This window comes from Eubacterium sp. AB3007 (assembly GCF_000688015.1).
GTDB lineage: Bacteria > Bacillota > Clostridia > Peptostreptococcales > Anaerovoracaceae > Aminicella.
Genome location: NZ_JIAD01000001.1, coordinates 1773868 through 1790104 on the forward strand (window position 1 = coordinate 1773868; position 16237 = coordinate 1790104).

Below are 16237 nucleotides of genomic sequence, written 5' to 3' on the forward strand. Positions count from 1 at the left end.
GGGGGTCAGTTCAGGTTACAGAAATGATGAGCACTTTTTTTCTGATTATTATTCTGAAGCAAGTCTTTTAATTGCAGTCTTATAGATTTCTTTAGCAAGGATCAAATCAGACAAATAGATATATTCATTTGCCTGATGTTCTGTCAATTCTTTACCAGGTAGCATAGGACCGAAGGCAACAATTCCATCCATTGCTCTTGCATAGGTTCCACCGCCGATGACCGTTGGTTCGCTCATGTCTCCGGTTTCATCGCGATAAGCGGAAAGAAGAGTTTGGATAACAGCACCGTTCTTGTCCATATAAACATGAGGTTTATTTGTAATAACCTCTACCTTAACATCACTGAAACCATTTCCTGAAAGATGACTATTAATGGCATTTACAATGTCTTCGAGCTTGAATGTTACAGGATAACGTAAGTCAATGTATAGAACAATATCATCGCCAACAGTTTCAATCTTACCAATGTTGTAGCTTGCTGGACCACTTGCTTCATCTGAGACATGTCCGCCAAGACTTTCGCCGTTATATTCTAGGTTAATAAATTCGTGGAAGAACTTAATAAGTCTGCAATCTGTAACAACTCCACTCAGTTCATTCATCAGCTTAGAAATGGCATTTTCTCCGTCCTCAGGAGTACTTCCATGGGCCGCCTTACCTGTTACAGAGAGAGTCTTTGTTTCTCCATGAACAGAGTATGACGCAGTGCAGCTGTCGGGAACCATATTTATGGCTGTTCCGCCAGAAACATTGTTGAAGCAAGTATTGGACTTCTTAAAAGCAATTTTTAAGTGGGCAATTCCTTTTTCTCCGTAGATTGCAGGGAAATCAGCATCAGGAGTAAAACCAAAGTCAACGGCTTCTTCGTTCTTTTTATAGTATTCCATGTCTTCCCACGCACCGGTCTCCTCTGCCTGACCGAAAATGATGCGGACTCTCTTATTAAATGTAACACCTTCGTCAAGAAGTTCTTTAATGGCATGAATTACTGCTATTGCAGGTCCTTTATCATCTGTCACACCACGACCGTAAACCTTTCCATCCTTGATTTCAAGAGAAAAAGGATCCGTGTCCCAGCCATCACCAGCAGGTACCACATCTAGGTGAACCAGAATACCCATTAGAGTTTCTCCGCTTCCTACTTCAGCATATCCAATCATATTCTCACAATTTTTAGTCTCAAACCCGTAGCTCTTGCATATTTCTAGAACTTTATTTAGGGCCATGTGTACGCCTTCTCCAAAAGGATAAGCGCTGGACAAATCCTTTTCGCACACACTGTTGATATTAATTATAGAACGTAAATCATCAATCATCTTTTCCATTTTTATCACTCCCTTACTTCTTCGCGATAGTTCCTCGCAATAATTTCTAAAACAAAAGCCGATCATATATTATTATACAACCGGCCCTTGTACATCTTCAATTATTTTTCAAATGGCTTGTACTCAACATCAAATCCAAAGTGCTTAGGTCCGAAGCATTCCAAACCTTCTGGAGTAGTCCAGATTTCAGGGGATGGAAGTGCAATTACTGTCATCTTATCACCAACTTCAAAGTTAGGTGTAGTCATTGGATTTCCTTCTCCGTTAATCATGCAGATTAGGTCTGGAGCAATTACATCAACTTCGCCATTGCGGTATGAGATGATGTTTTCGTTCTTTAACCAAATGCGATATGCTTCGTCCGCATAATCTCCTTCTCCCTTTAGATGAATTTCACCAAAGTTGAAGCCATCTCTTGTTTCACAAGTGTAGTCTGAAATGTGACCTCTGAATAATACTTTACCTTCTTTATCATCACAGATAGCAGAAGCAACATCTCCGCCAGCTTCCTTTGTTTCTCTAAGAACTCTACCGATTTCCTGAGCGTAAGTAATTGCACCAGGAATTAGAGAATTCTTGATAACCTTACCAACGTTTGCGTGATCAGCTACACCTACAAGGTTGTCACTTACAACAGCAATAGCTCTAACGATATCTTCAGCTCTTAGGTCATCCGCTACATTCTGAATTACAATTTTTTCACCAAATTTTGTAGCTACGCCCATAGGGAAAATAGGAACGTTCTTTACATAGTATGTAGAATGCTGCAGTTCAGGAACTGAACGTCCAGCTGGGTCAGCATCTATAAGAGGTAAATCCATTAACAGTGCAACGTGAAGAGCCTCAGCTGTATTTTCTCCACCTAATTCAGTTGAGCCAATTGCATACATTTTCTTACCTAAAGATTCCTCTAGAGCCTGTACAGCTAAAACTGCGGAAGCTGTTTCGCTATGCTTCAGATGAGCTAATCTAGGATCAGGTTTAGCTGATGGGGCACCACAACCATAAGGAGTAACAACATACTCGTCATCTGGAAGTTCATCTAAAGTGATTAATTTTAGAGTTTTTCCCTTTTCGAAATGTTCTTCTAAAAGAGCCAAACCGTCAGCAAGTGGACCGCCACCACCGGTACCAAGCACTGCACATCCGTACAATAGATCGATCATGTCCTGTTTGTTTAATTCTCTCATTTTTCTGTCTCCTCTTTTTTGTGATAATTTATGCTATTTTTTCGGCGTTATCTCTTGATGCAGACGGAATGAAGCGCTCTGCAATAAGATAGATAACAAAACCTACAATGATGCCAACGAATTCAATTTTAACTAGTGTATAAGAAATAATTGCACCTAGAGCCCAAGCAATCACGCCAGCCCAGTTTACACCGTCCTGTGGTCTAAAGTTCTTAGCTTTACCTTTTCCTACAACCCAGTAGTCAGCAAGAATTACTCCGCCAACAGGGCAAACAACGTATGATAGTAAGCTTAGCACTCCTTCAACGTGTCCCAAGATACCCAGGTCACATAATACGATTCCAATAATTCCTGAAATTAAAGTAGCTTCTCTTCTTCTGGTATCTTTAAGATTAAGTGCCATAACAATGTTAAGACCTGCGCTGTACGCATTTGTTGAGTTAGTTGTCCATGTTGAAATAACAAGTGCAATGATACCCAGGAGTGGAAGTCCTACTTCAATCAGAACCATACTGATATCATACTGTCCTGATAGCTTTGTAAGAACAATTCCCATAATCAGAGTTATTACTCCCATTGGAAATACACCGTAGAATACTGATTTAACAGTGTCTTTTCTGCTTTTCTGGAATCTGGTATAGTCAGGACCAGTGATTGTACCTACAGCAGTGAAGTTAAATGATAGTGCTACACCTGACATGAAGCTCATAGATTGTACAGTTCCTTCATCGTTAAGGTTTCCTGTTCCGTAAATCTTAAATGCTAGGAATGTTCCGTAGCACATAATGATCATTAGTAATGGAATAGAAATCTTGTCTAGTTTTTCTAGAGCATGCACTCCATATACTGCAGTCAGAAGCATTATAATTCCCCAAATTGTATTGGAAACTACAACTGGAATATCCCATCCGGTCATAGCTAGCATTGCGTTACTGAAGGCTTCTCCACATACTCCATTCTGGATTCCAAACCAGCCAATCATGTTAACAGCAAAGATCGTACTTACGATAAATCTAGCTCCGCTTTTTCCAAATCCGGCCTGACAGCATGTGCAGGATGCTAGTCCAAGGTCACAGCCTATCATTCCCGTTGCAACCATACCTACTACTACAATTAAGTAGCCTAGTGACCCTGAAATAATTGCTGGCCATATAGGCATTGCTTCTGCTAATAACGCTCCCAATAGGAATGCAGGAACGCATACACATATGCCGGCCTGAACGAAGGCTAACGCAATCCAGTCTTTTCTGTCTTCAGCAGAAATCGCCTGCAGAGCTGTGACTTCTGCTTTCTTACCTTTATTTTCGTTTGTACTCATAATGGGTACCTCCTTATGAATTTTCTCTATGATAGCACACATTATTATAAATGATAATTATGCAGATGACAGAATTATTTATCAATTATATTGTGCTTTTGCACAAAAGCTTGCTTGTGGTTGTGAGTTTTGATATCATAAAGGAAAAAATATACTAGGAGGAGCCATGAGTGTTACTGTTCAAGATTGTTTAAGACTACCCTCTTTTCATTCTGCGAGAGTGATTGCAGGCAAGAATGGACTGGGTAGAATAGTATCATCAGTATCTGTAGTAGAAATACCTGCAAAGTCTGTAGAGGCAATTAGTGTATTCAATCCCAATGAGTTGTTAGTCACGTCATTTTATTCAATTAAAGATGATCCTACTAGACAATGCGAGGAAATGAGAAACTTATATGATACTGGAGGCGTTGCACTAGTGCTGTTTTATGTGGGTGACGTCATCCCTCAGGTGTCTGACGAGTTGTTGCAGACCGCAGACGTTATGAACATGCCTTTAATTCTTATTGAAGACGAAGCAGAATATAGTGTTAGATATAGTGATGTAATTAAAGATGTAATCGGGGCTGTTTTCTACGATCAGGCATCTACGGATTCCCTTTCAGACACTGTGGAGAATAGATTGAAGCAGATTCCTTACAATAAAAGAAGCATGGAAACCCTGCTAAATGTAATAGCTGAAACTTATAACTGTAACCTTGTGCTTTATAACAAAAGCGGTTTATATTTCACATCTATATATAAGCCATCCTTTGGACAATTTGGTCCAGAATTCTTTTTTAATGCCTTCGCTGATGGCTCAACGGACCTTTTCTGTAAAAGCATAATGTTGCAGGATAAGTCATTTTATTTGTATAGAAAAGAGTTCCCCCACGCAGGGAATACCTGGCTTACATTATATGCTTCAAGCAACGAAAACAGCATTAGTGAACACAAGCTAGATGAGATTTGTGCATGCACAAATTTCTTCTCAACCTTATGGGGCTACACCCTCGATATGCAGAATTATAATACTGTTATTACTTTGATCTTGAAATCATCACGCATAATAGGAGAAAAATTCCTTGAAACTAGTGGTGTGCCTTTTTCTAAGCTTTCAACTATTCTTGTAGTAGAATCGGAAAAAGACAATTTAACAGACATTCTTCGGCAGATTGAAGGCATATTGAAGGAAAGTGAAAGATTCTACGTTAAAGATATTATTGACGACAGACTTGTAATTCTAAGTTCTATAATGGTTTCACAAAAGGATGATGGCATTATAGCTACGGAAATACAGAAATGCATAAACGAGTATGAGGGAGCCTCGTTTTTCTTGGAGTCTAGCAAAAATCTAACTTCAATGAGGAAAATATACTCAGACTTTTGTGCAAATTCAGCAGCAATGAGCAAAATTTTCATCCACCGAAAATTTCGCGACATGTATGATGTTATATTTTCGCAGGAAATCACAAATCTAGCTATAAATAGAGGCAATCGAAACGATCAAATCAACTCCATAATCGAAGCCTTAAAGGACAACAGTGACAACCTGATGGAAACCCTTGCAGTGTACCTAATCGACTGCGACTCTCAGTTGAGCACCACTGCAGCCACATTGTTTTTGCATAGAAATACTGTGACGTACAGGCTTAATAAGATAAAGCAGATAACAAACACCGATTTCACCCTTATGCCGGCTACCTATTATTTTTATCTAGCAGCTGCGCTGTGGCGGTTAAATGAGGGGCAAAATATTGAAAAGTCATAAAAAGAGGAACCTTCAATGAATATGCAGTTCTTGTAATTGCATCCGATACCAGGGATCGTCATGATCACGGAGGGTATCAACGATATCCTTCATCTCGGCGTCCACATCATTGATCTGCCTGTCCAGCAGTTCGATCTGCTCGATCGCCTGAACGATCTGGATGGACAGGTCATGGTCGCTGATGCCGACGACTTCTGTGCGAGAACTCTTAACTCTAAGGCCATTTCCTTCTTGAAGTGACCGTGGGAGGCAGAAACAAGAAGGTTCTTTAGATGAGTCAGATGCATGGAAACGATCTGCTGATGCGGTGGTGCCTCTTTCAGGATGGCATAGCAGGTTTTCTGATGAATGCCGGGTTTGAAGAAGTACTGGAATTCCGGGAACACCTGATCCACATAGGTGGTCAGCTGGATCTTGCGGCGGGAGCGCTGCTTGATCAGATTCATCCGGTTTCGACCCAGGTTTTTCAATTGCAGGTAGGTAACATCCTGCAACTCAACAAATCGATGTGGCTCGTTCATCAGGATCCTAGCGATAATGAATGTATCAATACGGTCAGTCTTGGGCTTGCGGATGTTGTTTCTCCGCATGGCGGCCGACTGGATCGGATTGATCAGGCAAACCTTGAAGCCTCTTGAAACGAGGAAGAACAACAGGTTGTTGACGTAGTGTGCCGTAGATTCAAGATCAATGATGAGGCTGTCAGTATCAAAGACATTGAGCTTTGAAAGCAGCGGATAGAAGCCATCATTGTCGTTTGTGAATTCAAACGGCTTAACGAGTACCTTGCCATCGTCCGAAACGACCGATGCGAAGTGGTGACGTGGTTTAGTTTGGCAATGTCAATGCCAACGTAATTCATAGGAACAGCTCCCTTCCTTAAGTGAGATACTGTGATGCCCACTTTAACGATCGCCTTCGTAGACTTGATGGAAATGAGTGCTCAGGGCATGCTCCGGCAAATCCAGCTATAAACGATTCAGATAATGTAGCGGTAATACACTCCTATCCAGTAGTCGTACTACAGGGAAAAATAACTTATCCACAGTATCTGAATGTATTATGGCATCACGATTAGAAAACGAAAGGAAAAATGGTCAATTCGCTTCTATATTGATCATACAAGACATAGATGCAAACAACAGTACAAGATATTCTTCGACTTCAAAGCTTGCAAACAGGGCGTCTGATTGCAGGACAACAAGGCTCTTCTTGTCATGTCAGTGGTGCCACAATTTTAGAATTGACAGAAATGGGGAGCGGCGGAGGAGAAGAACTGCTGGAAGGGTCTCTTAAAAAAAATGAAATTCTTATTACCGCATTATATAACATAAGAAATAATGTGGAAGACCAATGCACTGCGATACGGACAATGAATAGACTTAAGGCTTCTGGATTGATAGTATTTTACTATGGATTTGTCGTGAAGGAATTCGATAGTAAGGTAGTTGAGTTGTGCAACGAACTAGAATTCCCGCTAATTGTTATAGACTATGATGAGCGAGTTAGCGTCGCCTATGCAGATGTGTTGAACGATATCCAGGCGTTGGTGCGGGGTGAGGGCAATGAGATGCTTCATGCCGCTATTAATTCAATGATACAACTTCAGCAAAATGGAGGTAGCGTAAAAGAGGCGCTGAGTCAAATCGTAAAAAATCGACATGCGGAGATTGTTGCGGTAGATGTGACTTCGCAGAGATTATTATGCAGCACGTTGTCGGAAAAGGAAGAATTCGAGTTTGAAAATAAAGAAATGCGAACCCTTCCGCTTAACATGTTGCGTTTTGAATTATTGGCAGGTGAGACACAGTATTATGGTCAACGTTACTATTCTGGTTATTTGGAACTGTCGTTAGTTTTAATAACATCCAAAGGTGAAAGAAAAGTACCGGTTGAGTTTATGTTTTCTTGTATGAGCTTTTGCATTAACCTCTGGCGATTGAATTTAATCTTTACAAAAGGAGACAGTTTAATCAATTCAATTGTGCAGAAGGAGTGGAAGCGAGCGCACAGGGAGTTGATGTTTTATCGGCAAGAGGAGAGCATGCCGTGGCATTTTATTATGTATGATACGAGTAAATCCTCGTGCGCACTAATTCAAAATGTCAAAGAAACGCTACAAAGAGAAGGTGTACCTTACGTAGAAGGAAAGAAAGAGAACCTTTCAATCATTATTTATAATCAATACGCTGACGTTAATAGTAACTCAATTGATCCACTTTTTCATCTTGATTTGCCGCTAGAAGATGGAAAGTTGGTGTATGCATCTAACGTAAGTGATGAGCACGAACTCTTCCAAATGATTTGCGATACTGTAGAAGAGTGGGCCTTTATCTGTGACTTATTCCGTTCTCGTAGTTTGCTTGGTCGTTTTGAATTGATGGAGGCAGTAGCATGCAAACGAGACTGTGATAAGGAAGAAGCGCATGAGCAAACAAGAAGAATTCTAAAACCACTAATTGATTATGATAAACAGCGAGATGGACTGTTAATTGAGACACTGTCTACATTTTTAATAGATGCAAATCGTAGCTTTAAAGACGTTGCAGAATTAACTCATATTCATCCCAATACAGCGCAGTACCGCATTCGAAAGGCAGAAAGCCTGCTGGGAACTGATTTTAACCAAACTGCAGCTGTGCATGTAGTATATCATGCTGTGTGCGTTTATCGAATGATGGAAGGATGAACCCCTAAGAAGGTGGCAATGTTCTGAGGTGACCCCCAAAAGTTAGACTTTTGCTCCAGTGAGAAATCGCTGGAGTTTTTCTATGCAGCTAATATCTCTTCCCGGTACTCAACTGGACTCCGGTATCCAAGAGATGCTTTGCTGCGCTTTTGGTTGTAGTAACGTATGTATTTGTCTATCGCATCTTTGAGTTCATCGAAGCTTCTGTATACCTGACCATAGTACATCTCCTGCTTCATGATCCCAAAGAAGTTTTCCATGGGTGAGTTGTCGTAGCAGTTGCCTTTGCGAGACATGCTTTGAAAGATCCTGTTCTTCTTCAGTTCATAGCGATAAGCATTCATCTGGTATGCCCAGCCACGGTCAGAGTGAAATGTGCGTCTGAACTTGCAATCGCTTGTTACATCGATTGCCTCATTCAAGGCCGTCATTATGCTCTGCGCAGATGGACGATCTGAAATGCCATAACTCAGGATCTCCAGATTCCACATATCCATGAATGGATCAAGATAAAACTTCTTGATGGATACTCTGCCTTTGTCATCCGGCTCATAGTACTTGAACTCTGTCGTATCCGTAGTGATCTTCTGATGAGGAATGTTAGTGTTGAATCTTCTGTTCACTCTGTTTGGAGCGATTCTTCCTACGACACCCTTGTATGTACTGAACCTGCGGCTCTTCCTGGTGAATGAGGTGACCTGCATGCCATACTTCTGGACTATGCGATGGACGCGCTTCTTGTTTACCTTGATGCCTTGCTTCCGAAGCTCTCCATAGATTCGACGATAGCCATAGTTCTTATGCTTTTCTCTGATATCTCTCATGATCTGAAGAAGCTCAGCATCCGGATCCTCGCGATCAAATCGCTTCTGCCAGTACATATACGTGGCTTTTGGAAGTCCTGCTGCTGCGAGAATGTCCTTTAATTTGAATTCTCCTCGGAGGCTGTGGACGATTCTCGCAGTTCGTTCAGAAGACCTTCCTCCTCTAAACGCAGCCTCCTCGCTTCTTTTAAAAATGCATTCTCGATCCGAAGTCTAAGGTTCTCCTCCTGCAATTGCCTAAGAAGTTCCTTCTGCTCTTCCGAATCACCATCTTCGATCTCACGGATGACTTTCTCTTTATCCATCGTTCGTTTTCGACCTTTCTTTTTGGGTCTCAGGGCATCAGGACCAGCTGCACGATACGCCTTAACCCATTGGGCTATTCGACCGGGATCCATCATCTCGACCTGAAGTGCAAGGTCCTTGTATGAGAGTTCACTTGATAGATACAATTCTACAACATGAAGCTTGAATTCAAAAGAATAAACTTGATTCTGTCTGCTTCTTCTAAGACCGTCATCCCCAAAATGACGATAGTTTGAAACCCATCTCTGGATAAGTGATCGTGTGAGACTGTATTTTTGGCTAAGATAATTACAGCCTCCTTGTCCACTTAGGTATTCATCCACAACTATGCGTTTAAACTCATAACTATACTTTGCCATAACAAAACTGACCTCCTCCAGTTAGATTCTTGGTCTAACTTTTGGGGGTCAGTTCATTCTGAAAACGAAAGAGGCTTGCTTTTTTTGTTTTTGGAACATTGCCTGTTTTTTTGACAATTGTTATAATTCCTACAACGGCTTAAGGGTGAATAAACAGTAGGCATTATTGGACATAATCTTTTATTAGCCCTAAATCGATTATATGTGAGGAGGCGGAATTATGAGTAGCACAGAAAATGGAGAAGTGTATGTTAATGATTATGCGACCATACCAGTGCCGATGGATAAAAGACGGTCTTCGTTCTTACTAGCGATGGTTCTTGTGGGAAGCATTATTTGTCTTAGTTCCATGTACGTGGGAGCAAGTTTCGTAGGAGCACTCACATTGACACAGGTTGTGATTGCTTGTTTGATTGGAAACGCAATACTGTCAGTCTTAGGCGGATTATTGAGTTACATCGGTACGAAGACAGGCGTGGGTGTTGCCATGCTTATGCGTCAGTCTTTTGGGGTTGTAGGGAATTACATTCTTGCAATTCTTACTGCCGTGGTAGAACTTGGATGGTTTGGCTATCAGTGTGGATTTTTTGGACAGACGATACATGTTATGTTCCCCAATGCCGGAGTAATTACGGATCCTGTAGTTGCTGGAGTCTGGGGTGGTTTCTTGATGATGACCACAGCATTCATTGGCTATAAAGGCCTGGAAATGCTCAGCAATATTGCATCCCCATTGATTTTATTGATGTGTATTGTCGGATGTGGCATTGCAGCTGTAAAGGTCGGTGGAATGGATGCGTTTAACCAAATAGCATTGGAAACAAACGGAACCATGTCCTTAGCTGTAGGAATTGTTTCTGTTATTGGTGCTTACGCAATGGGTGCAGTATTACAGCCGGATCTTACACGTTATGGAAAAAAGGGCAGCCATAGTGTTATAGGGGCTGTCTTCGGATTCATGATTGCAAACACCTTTGTCATTGTTGCGGGCTACTTTATGTGCACAAGTGTAGGAACTAGTGACGTAGCGACCGGGTTGTTGGGTACTCTTGGAACATGGTCATTGTTGATTCTAATTCTTGCTCAGTGGACCACCAACGATAACAATTTGTACTACTCTTCTCTGGCTGCAGTTGTTGCAATGCCTAAGTGGAAGAAAAAATATGTCGTAATTGTATTCGGCATTATCGCAACCTTTGCAGGAGCGATGGGTATCGTAAATTACTTTACTTCTTGGCTGGGCCTTCTGGGAACTGCTATTCCACCAGTTGCAGGAATCTTAATTGTTGATTACTTCTTTGTAAAGAAGAAGGATTATCACTTTGGTGCCGGCGTAAAACATTATTTTTGTTCTACTCCAGCATTGATTAGTTGGATCGCTGGGTGCACTGTAGGATTTACAGTTACCTGGGGTATTGCAGCAATCAACAGCATGGTTGTGGCAGCAGTTGTTCACATTGTGTTGTCCGCTTGCCTTAAGAATGATTCCGGAAAAATGTATTTTGGAGGGCTTTTTGAGGAAAGTGAACGAGGTGAACTGAAGAAAGTTGAGTAGGAAAGGTAGCGAAAAGAATCTCAAAATGAGATATTACTAGGAAAGGAGAACTTATTATGGCTACAATGTATTTGGAAAATCGTCAGATGGCAGAGGACTTCGTTCGTGGATGCACTTTCATGGGAACAGGAGGAGGCGGTTTGCCGGCTAATGGGCTGGACTCACTGATGAGCGAGATTGAAAAAGGAACTAAGGTAGGATGGATAGATGCAGATGATATCCCTGATGAAGCAACTACCGCTTGCCCCTTCTTGATGGGCTCTATTGCACCCCATACCCCGGAGATTGAAGCGGAGATGACAGATTTCGGTTACGTGAATCCTAATTATTCTGAGAAAGAAATGCTTGCTAAAGCCATTGAATACCTTGGAAAATTCTGTGGAACAAAGATTGATGCCGTTGTTCCAATTGAACTCGGTGGGGCCAATACTCCCGGCGGTGTTACAGCAGGCATTGTTAGCGGAGCAGTATGCGTAGACGGTGATTATACAGGCCGCGCTATTCCTGAAATTCAGCAAACAACACCTTACCTTCATGGAAAGACTCTTTGGCCAGTTGCTTCCGTAGATGCATACAATGACATTTCCTATATTGAGAAAGCGAAGAACTACCGAATTGTAGAACGTTTGGGAAAGAAAATTGCTGAGAGCGCCTACGGCTTGGTGGGACAGGCGGGATTTATCATGAGCGGCAAGGAAATGAGGGAATGTATCAATAAGGGAACCTTGAGCACTTGCTACAATATTGGAAAGATGATTCGAGAAGCAAGAGAGGGAGGGCAAGACCCTGTCAAATCTGTTCTTAAGGAGTTGGATGGTTATTTGCTAGCCGCCGGTACCGTTAGTAACAAGGAGACATGGGATGATGGCTACTATTATGGATATCATACCATTGAGGGAACTGGTGTTGACGCAGGTAATACCTTTAAGATTTTCTTTAAGAACGAGAATCATGTAATGTGGAAGAATGAGAAACCTTATGTCTCTAGCCCCGACATCATTACTGTGGTGGACGCAAAAACCGGGGAACCTTATGCAAATCCGATTCTGAAAGTAGGAGATGAGGTTTGTGTAATAGGCTTAAAGGCAAACCCGGTATTCCGCTCGGAAAAAGGAGTCGCTATTCTTGGGCCAAGATACTTTAAATTTGATTTCGATTACGTTCCGATTGAGGAAACTGTAAAGTAGTGAGTGTGCATTGATTTCAGAGGGATCTCCGGTGATATTGCCGGGTTCCTCTTTTATATCTGGGGGGATATAAGGAGAATTGTATGGGTATTTTATCAAGACTGCGCAAATATTGATAATTCAGGAGCATGAAATTCTTTCTGTAATTTGGGGCCTTTCATGAGATGAGATATATCTGAATGGGAAAAACTTCCCTTCAGCACCTGTCTACTGTTTATCAGAAATCGGCTGGCATGTCAAGGACACCCGGCAATTCCGGGCGTTTCTGGTTTCGACACATCAGCTGATTTTTTCTATTCTGGGATCCTGTCCGGGTACATGATCGCCAGTTCTCCCAGGATCTGACCCCAGTTCCGGATCGGCATCGTCCATTTCGTTCCAGCCAACAGTGAAGAAGCAACCGGACTCCACTTTTTTCCGCACTGCTTACATTGAACGTCGACCCGTTCACCAGCTTTCGTGTATTTACCAAGTACAATAATGTCTGGGTTAATGACGCTCATCTCTTTAACGAATTGCTCCGGAGTCCTTCGTTGCCTTTCAGCTTGTTTTTTATACTTACACTTTCTGCAACCTCGTCCTGTAAGCAGATCCATCGCCCTTGGAGACCACTCATAGCCACATACTGTACAGCGAACATCCACTTTATTATTTACTCCATTGAAAGGTCCTATAACTTCGATTGAGGAGGAAATCTCAGATAAGCGTTTGATAAAAGATTCTCTGCTCATTTTGAGCTTTTGATTAACATTCTTTCTGCTACATTCGGGACAATGTGAAGCGCTCCTGATTAGGTTATTGACAATTGGTGACCAAGTGTTTCCACATTTCTTACATTTTACTTTTATCGGTTTGCCCATACCCTGATATTTGCCTATTACCTCAATGTCGGGATTGACCTCCATAATATCTGCAAGTGCCTTTTGTTCCATGGCTTTTTTACTGCACACAACACATCCATACCCATGAAGAAGTGTGCTTGCATATGGCCTCCACTGATGACCACACTTTTTACACCTTGCGAGAATCCTTCTGTTACTCGCAACATATGGTTCGAGTAGTTCAATATTTGGATTGACCTCTCTTAATTCCTGTAAGTAAGATTCCTCTGTTTTGGTTTGGGCTTTATGATAACATTCTGGGCAACCATATCCTGCTAACAAACCATGTGCTGTTGGGCTCCACTTATGTCCACAAAGCTTACATTTACAAGAAATCCTACTGGAATTACTTTTATATTCTCCCACGATTTCTATATTAGGTTGAATCAATGCCATTTTTTCTTTGAATTGATCAGTGGTCATCCTCCGCGAAAGAACGTATGCCTTATCGGATATTGCAGAGTACCTTTCGGTGTCAATTGTTTGACTAATATTCGTCATTTGGAAAAGCCGATTTACAACAGCTATGGAATCATTGATATCCAAAGCAATATTATGAGGATATGATAATACATCTTCGCCTGTTATAATATCTTCGCCGCAAGCGTCATATATTCGTATTAATCTAATCCCTTTTTCCTCACACAATTTGACTTTTTTCAAGTCGTTAGCAAGTCTTCTTTTGTGGTAAAACCATGCGCCATACTCAAAGGCCAAATTCATATCTGGAACAAATACATCCAATTCGGATCCGATAGTCTTCCTATCTCTGGAAACTACTCTGTCTTCCCCAAGGACTTCTCTAAATGACAACAGTAGGAATTGTTCGAAAAAAGATGTTGCAGTATGGCTACAACTCGGGCATCCATTTCCTCTAAGCAATGCGCCTGGTGTTACTGACCACTCATATCCACACCTTGAACATCTGCATCTTATGTGCTGGTCTTGTCTTGTATAACTTTCAAGAGGTATAACATATGGATTTATCTCGGATAATCGTTGTAGAAATACTTCATTGCTGATAGCATGACTACGATCGGCACATTTAGGGCATGGATGCTTATTATCCAATAGATCGCGTGGACGAGATTCCCATTCATAACCGCAAACGGAACACTTGCAACGAAGCTTAACCCGAACACCCTTGTATTCGCTTAAGAGAATTGGAGGATGATCCTTTTTATTCAACTCCTCATAGAAATTGTTGGAGTTGATTTGACTCATTGATAGGACTCTACCATCATCCATCTGCTCAGTAACAATTGATGATCTCAACTTGTGAGTGCAGGCTCGACAATAAGGGGTTTTTGAGGGCTTTAATAGATTGCCGGGAAATGAATATTGTTTCTGACCGCAATTACTACATATCCATTCAATTTTATGATTGTTCCCCTTAAAAGTCCCGGTGACTATAAGATCAGGATGAATCTCCTTTAGTTCCCTTAGAAATTGTTCATTCCCTTTTTTACGACTCTCAGCTTGCTGAAGCAGAAAGCATTTTCTGCATAATCCAGTTGCTTCGGGTTTTAGAAGATTTGAGGGCAGAGAGAACTGACTTTCCCCACAGCTTGAGCAAAGCCATTCGATTTTATTAGCGGAACCTGCATATGTCCCAACAATCTTTATGTTTGGATGCTTTTCCTGCATCTCTTTGATAAACTCTTCGTGTGTTTTCATTCTTATTATGTTTCTTTGCCATTATAGTAGAACTATTTTTTTATAGGGAATACTGTTTATCGTTGTTTAATAATTCCCCAATTCGAGTATAAGATCTGTCAGGACATTGTGTCAATTATATTAACCCTTTGCTTGATTAGCACAATTGTTCTGAAAAGCAGATTCCATAAAAGGGGTGTTACGAAAATTTGACGATTACTGGATTTTGTTGAAACTATATGCATTAGCCAAAGAAGCCCAGAACTTCAAAGTTTCTGGGCTTTTGCTTTTGCTACATTTGTTTCATTTATCACTTTTTTATCACTATAGGATTTACATAGGACGATTTGGGCTCTTTACCTAACCAAAAAACGGAAGTATTACTCCCGTTTTTTGCTCTGATTCTATTCTATCTCAGTGATTATAAACCTTCCTGATCTTAGTCCAATCTCTTTGCCAACAGTTAATCTTGATAAATTGTTCGGGCTCGTAGCAAACTCTGTTTTTCCAATATAAGCTTTCCCATTTTTTATCTGTAATTTCATGACATGATTTGAATCATCGACTGAACGAATAGTCACTTTGCTCCCATTTGATATATGTTTGAGTGTTACCGCTCTGTCAATTGACTTTGCGCATATGTCGTCCAATAAATCCTGCGGTAATGTATTATGTTGTCGATTGAGTTTCTGTGGGAAGATGAGGATCTTGCATTTGGGCTTAAAGAAACGCTTGCATATAAGCGGAAAGAGAATAGTGAACGATATAAAAAGGGTGGGAACCGTATATCGAAAGAAGAAAGCGACGAAATGTGGGAAGAGGCGAGACTTTTGATCGCTGAACATTTGAAGGAGAAAAGACTGAAGGCGCTTGGAGCTGACGATGAGAGTGCAGAGACGAAACAGTGTCTTGAAGAGCCTTTTGAAGATGACTTCTGGGATGAGGATTTTGAAGAGTGCCCCTTTTAATTCGAACACATATGTTATATACTGATATTGGCTATGCGGAAGAAAATGTGGTTGCCCATTTTTTTCCGAACTGCGCAATTAACCAAAGCTGCGGAAATTTCTGTGGTTGCACGTTAACATGAGCTGCGGAAATTACTGTGGTCGTTCCCGGATCTGGCGGCGACCCGGCTATCTGAAAGTGTTTGGACTTCACTGTTTTTCCTGATTTCCGGTTCTCACTTTCTCCGA

Annotated in this window: 12 protein-coding genes and 1 pseudogene; 6 read left to right on the plus strand and 7 right to left on the minus strand. The window is 41.3% G+C overall.

Annotated elements, in window-relative coordinates; genetic code table 11:
* Window positions 1-48: 48 nt before the first annotated feature.
* The 3 genes from P156_RS0108440 to P156_RS0108450 form a co-directional block, all read right to left on the minus strand.
* Window positions 49-1326, minus strand: a complete 1278-nt coding sequence (locus P156_RS0108440) for a Sapep family Mn(2+)-dependent dipeptidase (RefSeq protein WP_027869748.1) — start codon at window positions 1324-1326, stop codon at window positions 49-51.
* Between the two features lie 101 nt (window positions 1327-1427).
* Window positions 1428-2516, minus strand: a complete 1089-nt coding sequence (locus P156_RS0108445; RefSeq protein ID WP_027869749.1) for a DUF917 domain-containing protein — start codon at window positions 2514-2516, stop codon at window positions 1428-1430.
* Window positions 2517-2544: 28 nt separating this feature from the next.
* Window positions 2545-3834, minus strand: coding sequence for a cytosine permease (locus P156_RS0108450; protein WP_034802438.1), 1290 nt, complete (start codon window positions 3832-3834; stop codon window positions 2545-2547).
* 166 nt (window positions 3835-4000) lie between these two features.
* Here P156_RS0108450 and P156_RS0108455 point away from each other — a divergent pair, with 166 nt between their 5' ends.
* Entirely contained in the window at window positions 4001-5584 is a 1584-nt protein-coding gene (locus tag P156_RS0108455; protein WP_027869751.1) for a PucR family transcriptional regulator, read from the plus strand.
* Window positions 5585-5620: 36 nt separating this feature from the next.
* On the plus strand, window positions 5621-5824 hold the full coding sequence (locus tag P156_RS13575; protein ID WP_242838709.1) for a hypothetical protein: 204 nt from the start codon (window positions 5621-5623) through the stop codon (window positions 5822-5824).
* Between the two features lie 197 nt (window positions 5825-6021).
* On the opposite strand, the pseudogene P156_RS13580 reads toward P156_RS13575, so the two are convergent.
* A pseudogene (locus P156_RS13580) lies at window positions 6022-6348 on the minus strand (transposase); the annotation flags it as partial.
* Between the two features lie 368 nt (window positions 6349-6716).
* Between P156_RS13580 and P156_RS0108470 the strand changes: the two are divergent.
* Window positions 6717-8273, plus strand: a complete 1557-nt coding sequence (locus tag P156_RS0108470; RefSeq protein WP_081818524.1) for a PucR family transcriptional regulator — start codon at window positions 6717-6719, stop codon at window positions 8271-8273.
* Window positions 8274-8353: 80 nt separating this feature from the next.
* Here P156_RS0108470 and P156_RS13160 read toward each other — a convergent pair whose 3' ends face one another.
* The gene (locus P156_RS13160; RefSeq protein ID WP_242838727.1) at window positions 8354-9292 is read right to left on the minus strand and encodes an IS3 family transposase; all 939 of its coding nucleotides are present in this window, start codon (window positions 9290-9292) and stop codon (window positions 8354-8356) included.
* Window positions 9196-9762, minus strand: a complete 567-nt coding sequence (locus tag P156_RS13585) for a helix-turn-helix domain-containing protein (RefSeq protein WP_027869747.1) — start codon at window positions 9760-9762, stop codon at window positions 9196-9198. Before P156_RS13585 ends, P156_RS13160 begins: the two co-directional genes overlap by 97 nt.
* A 220-nt stretch (window positions 9763-9982) precedes the next feature.
* On the opposite strand from P156_RS13585, the gene P156_RS0108485 reads away from it, so the two are divergent.
* Together P156_RS0108485 and P156_RS0108490 are read left to right on the plus strand one after the other, a co-directional pair.
* Window positions 9983-11317, plus strand: a complete 1335-nt coding sequence (locus tag P156_RS0108485; protein WP_027869755.1) for a cytosine permease — start codon at window positions 9983-9985, stop codon at window positions 11315-11317.
* Window positions 11318-11373: 56 nt separating this feature from the next.
* Window positions 11374-12504, plus strand: coding sequence for a DUF917 domain-containing protein (locus tag P156_RS0108490; protein ID WP_027869756.1), 1131 nt, complete (start codon window positions 11374-11376; stop codon window positions 12502-12504).
* A gap of 293 nt (window positions 12505-12797) precedes the next feature.
* On the opposite strand, the gene P156_RS13365 is transcribed toward P156_RS0108490, so the two are convergent.
* Entirely contained in the window at window positions 12798-15062 is a 2265-nt protein-coding gene (locus P156_RS13365; RefSeq protein WP_185752182.1) for a DUF723 domain-containing protein, read from the minus strand.
* 650 nt (window positions 15063-15712) lie between these two features.
* Between P156_RS13365 and P156_RS0108500 the strand changes: the two genes are divergently transcribed.
* Window positions 15713-16009 carry a hypothetical protein gene (locus P156_RS0108500; RefSeq protein ID WP_027869758.1) on the plus strand — a complete coding sequence of 99 codons (297 nt, stop codon included), beginning with the start codon at window positions 15713-15715 and terminating at the stop codon, window positions 16007-16009.
* Window positions 16010-16237: the final 228 nt, after the last annotated feature.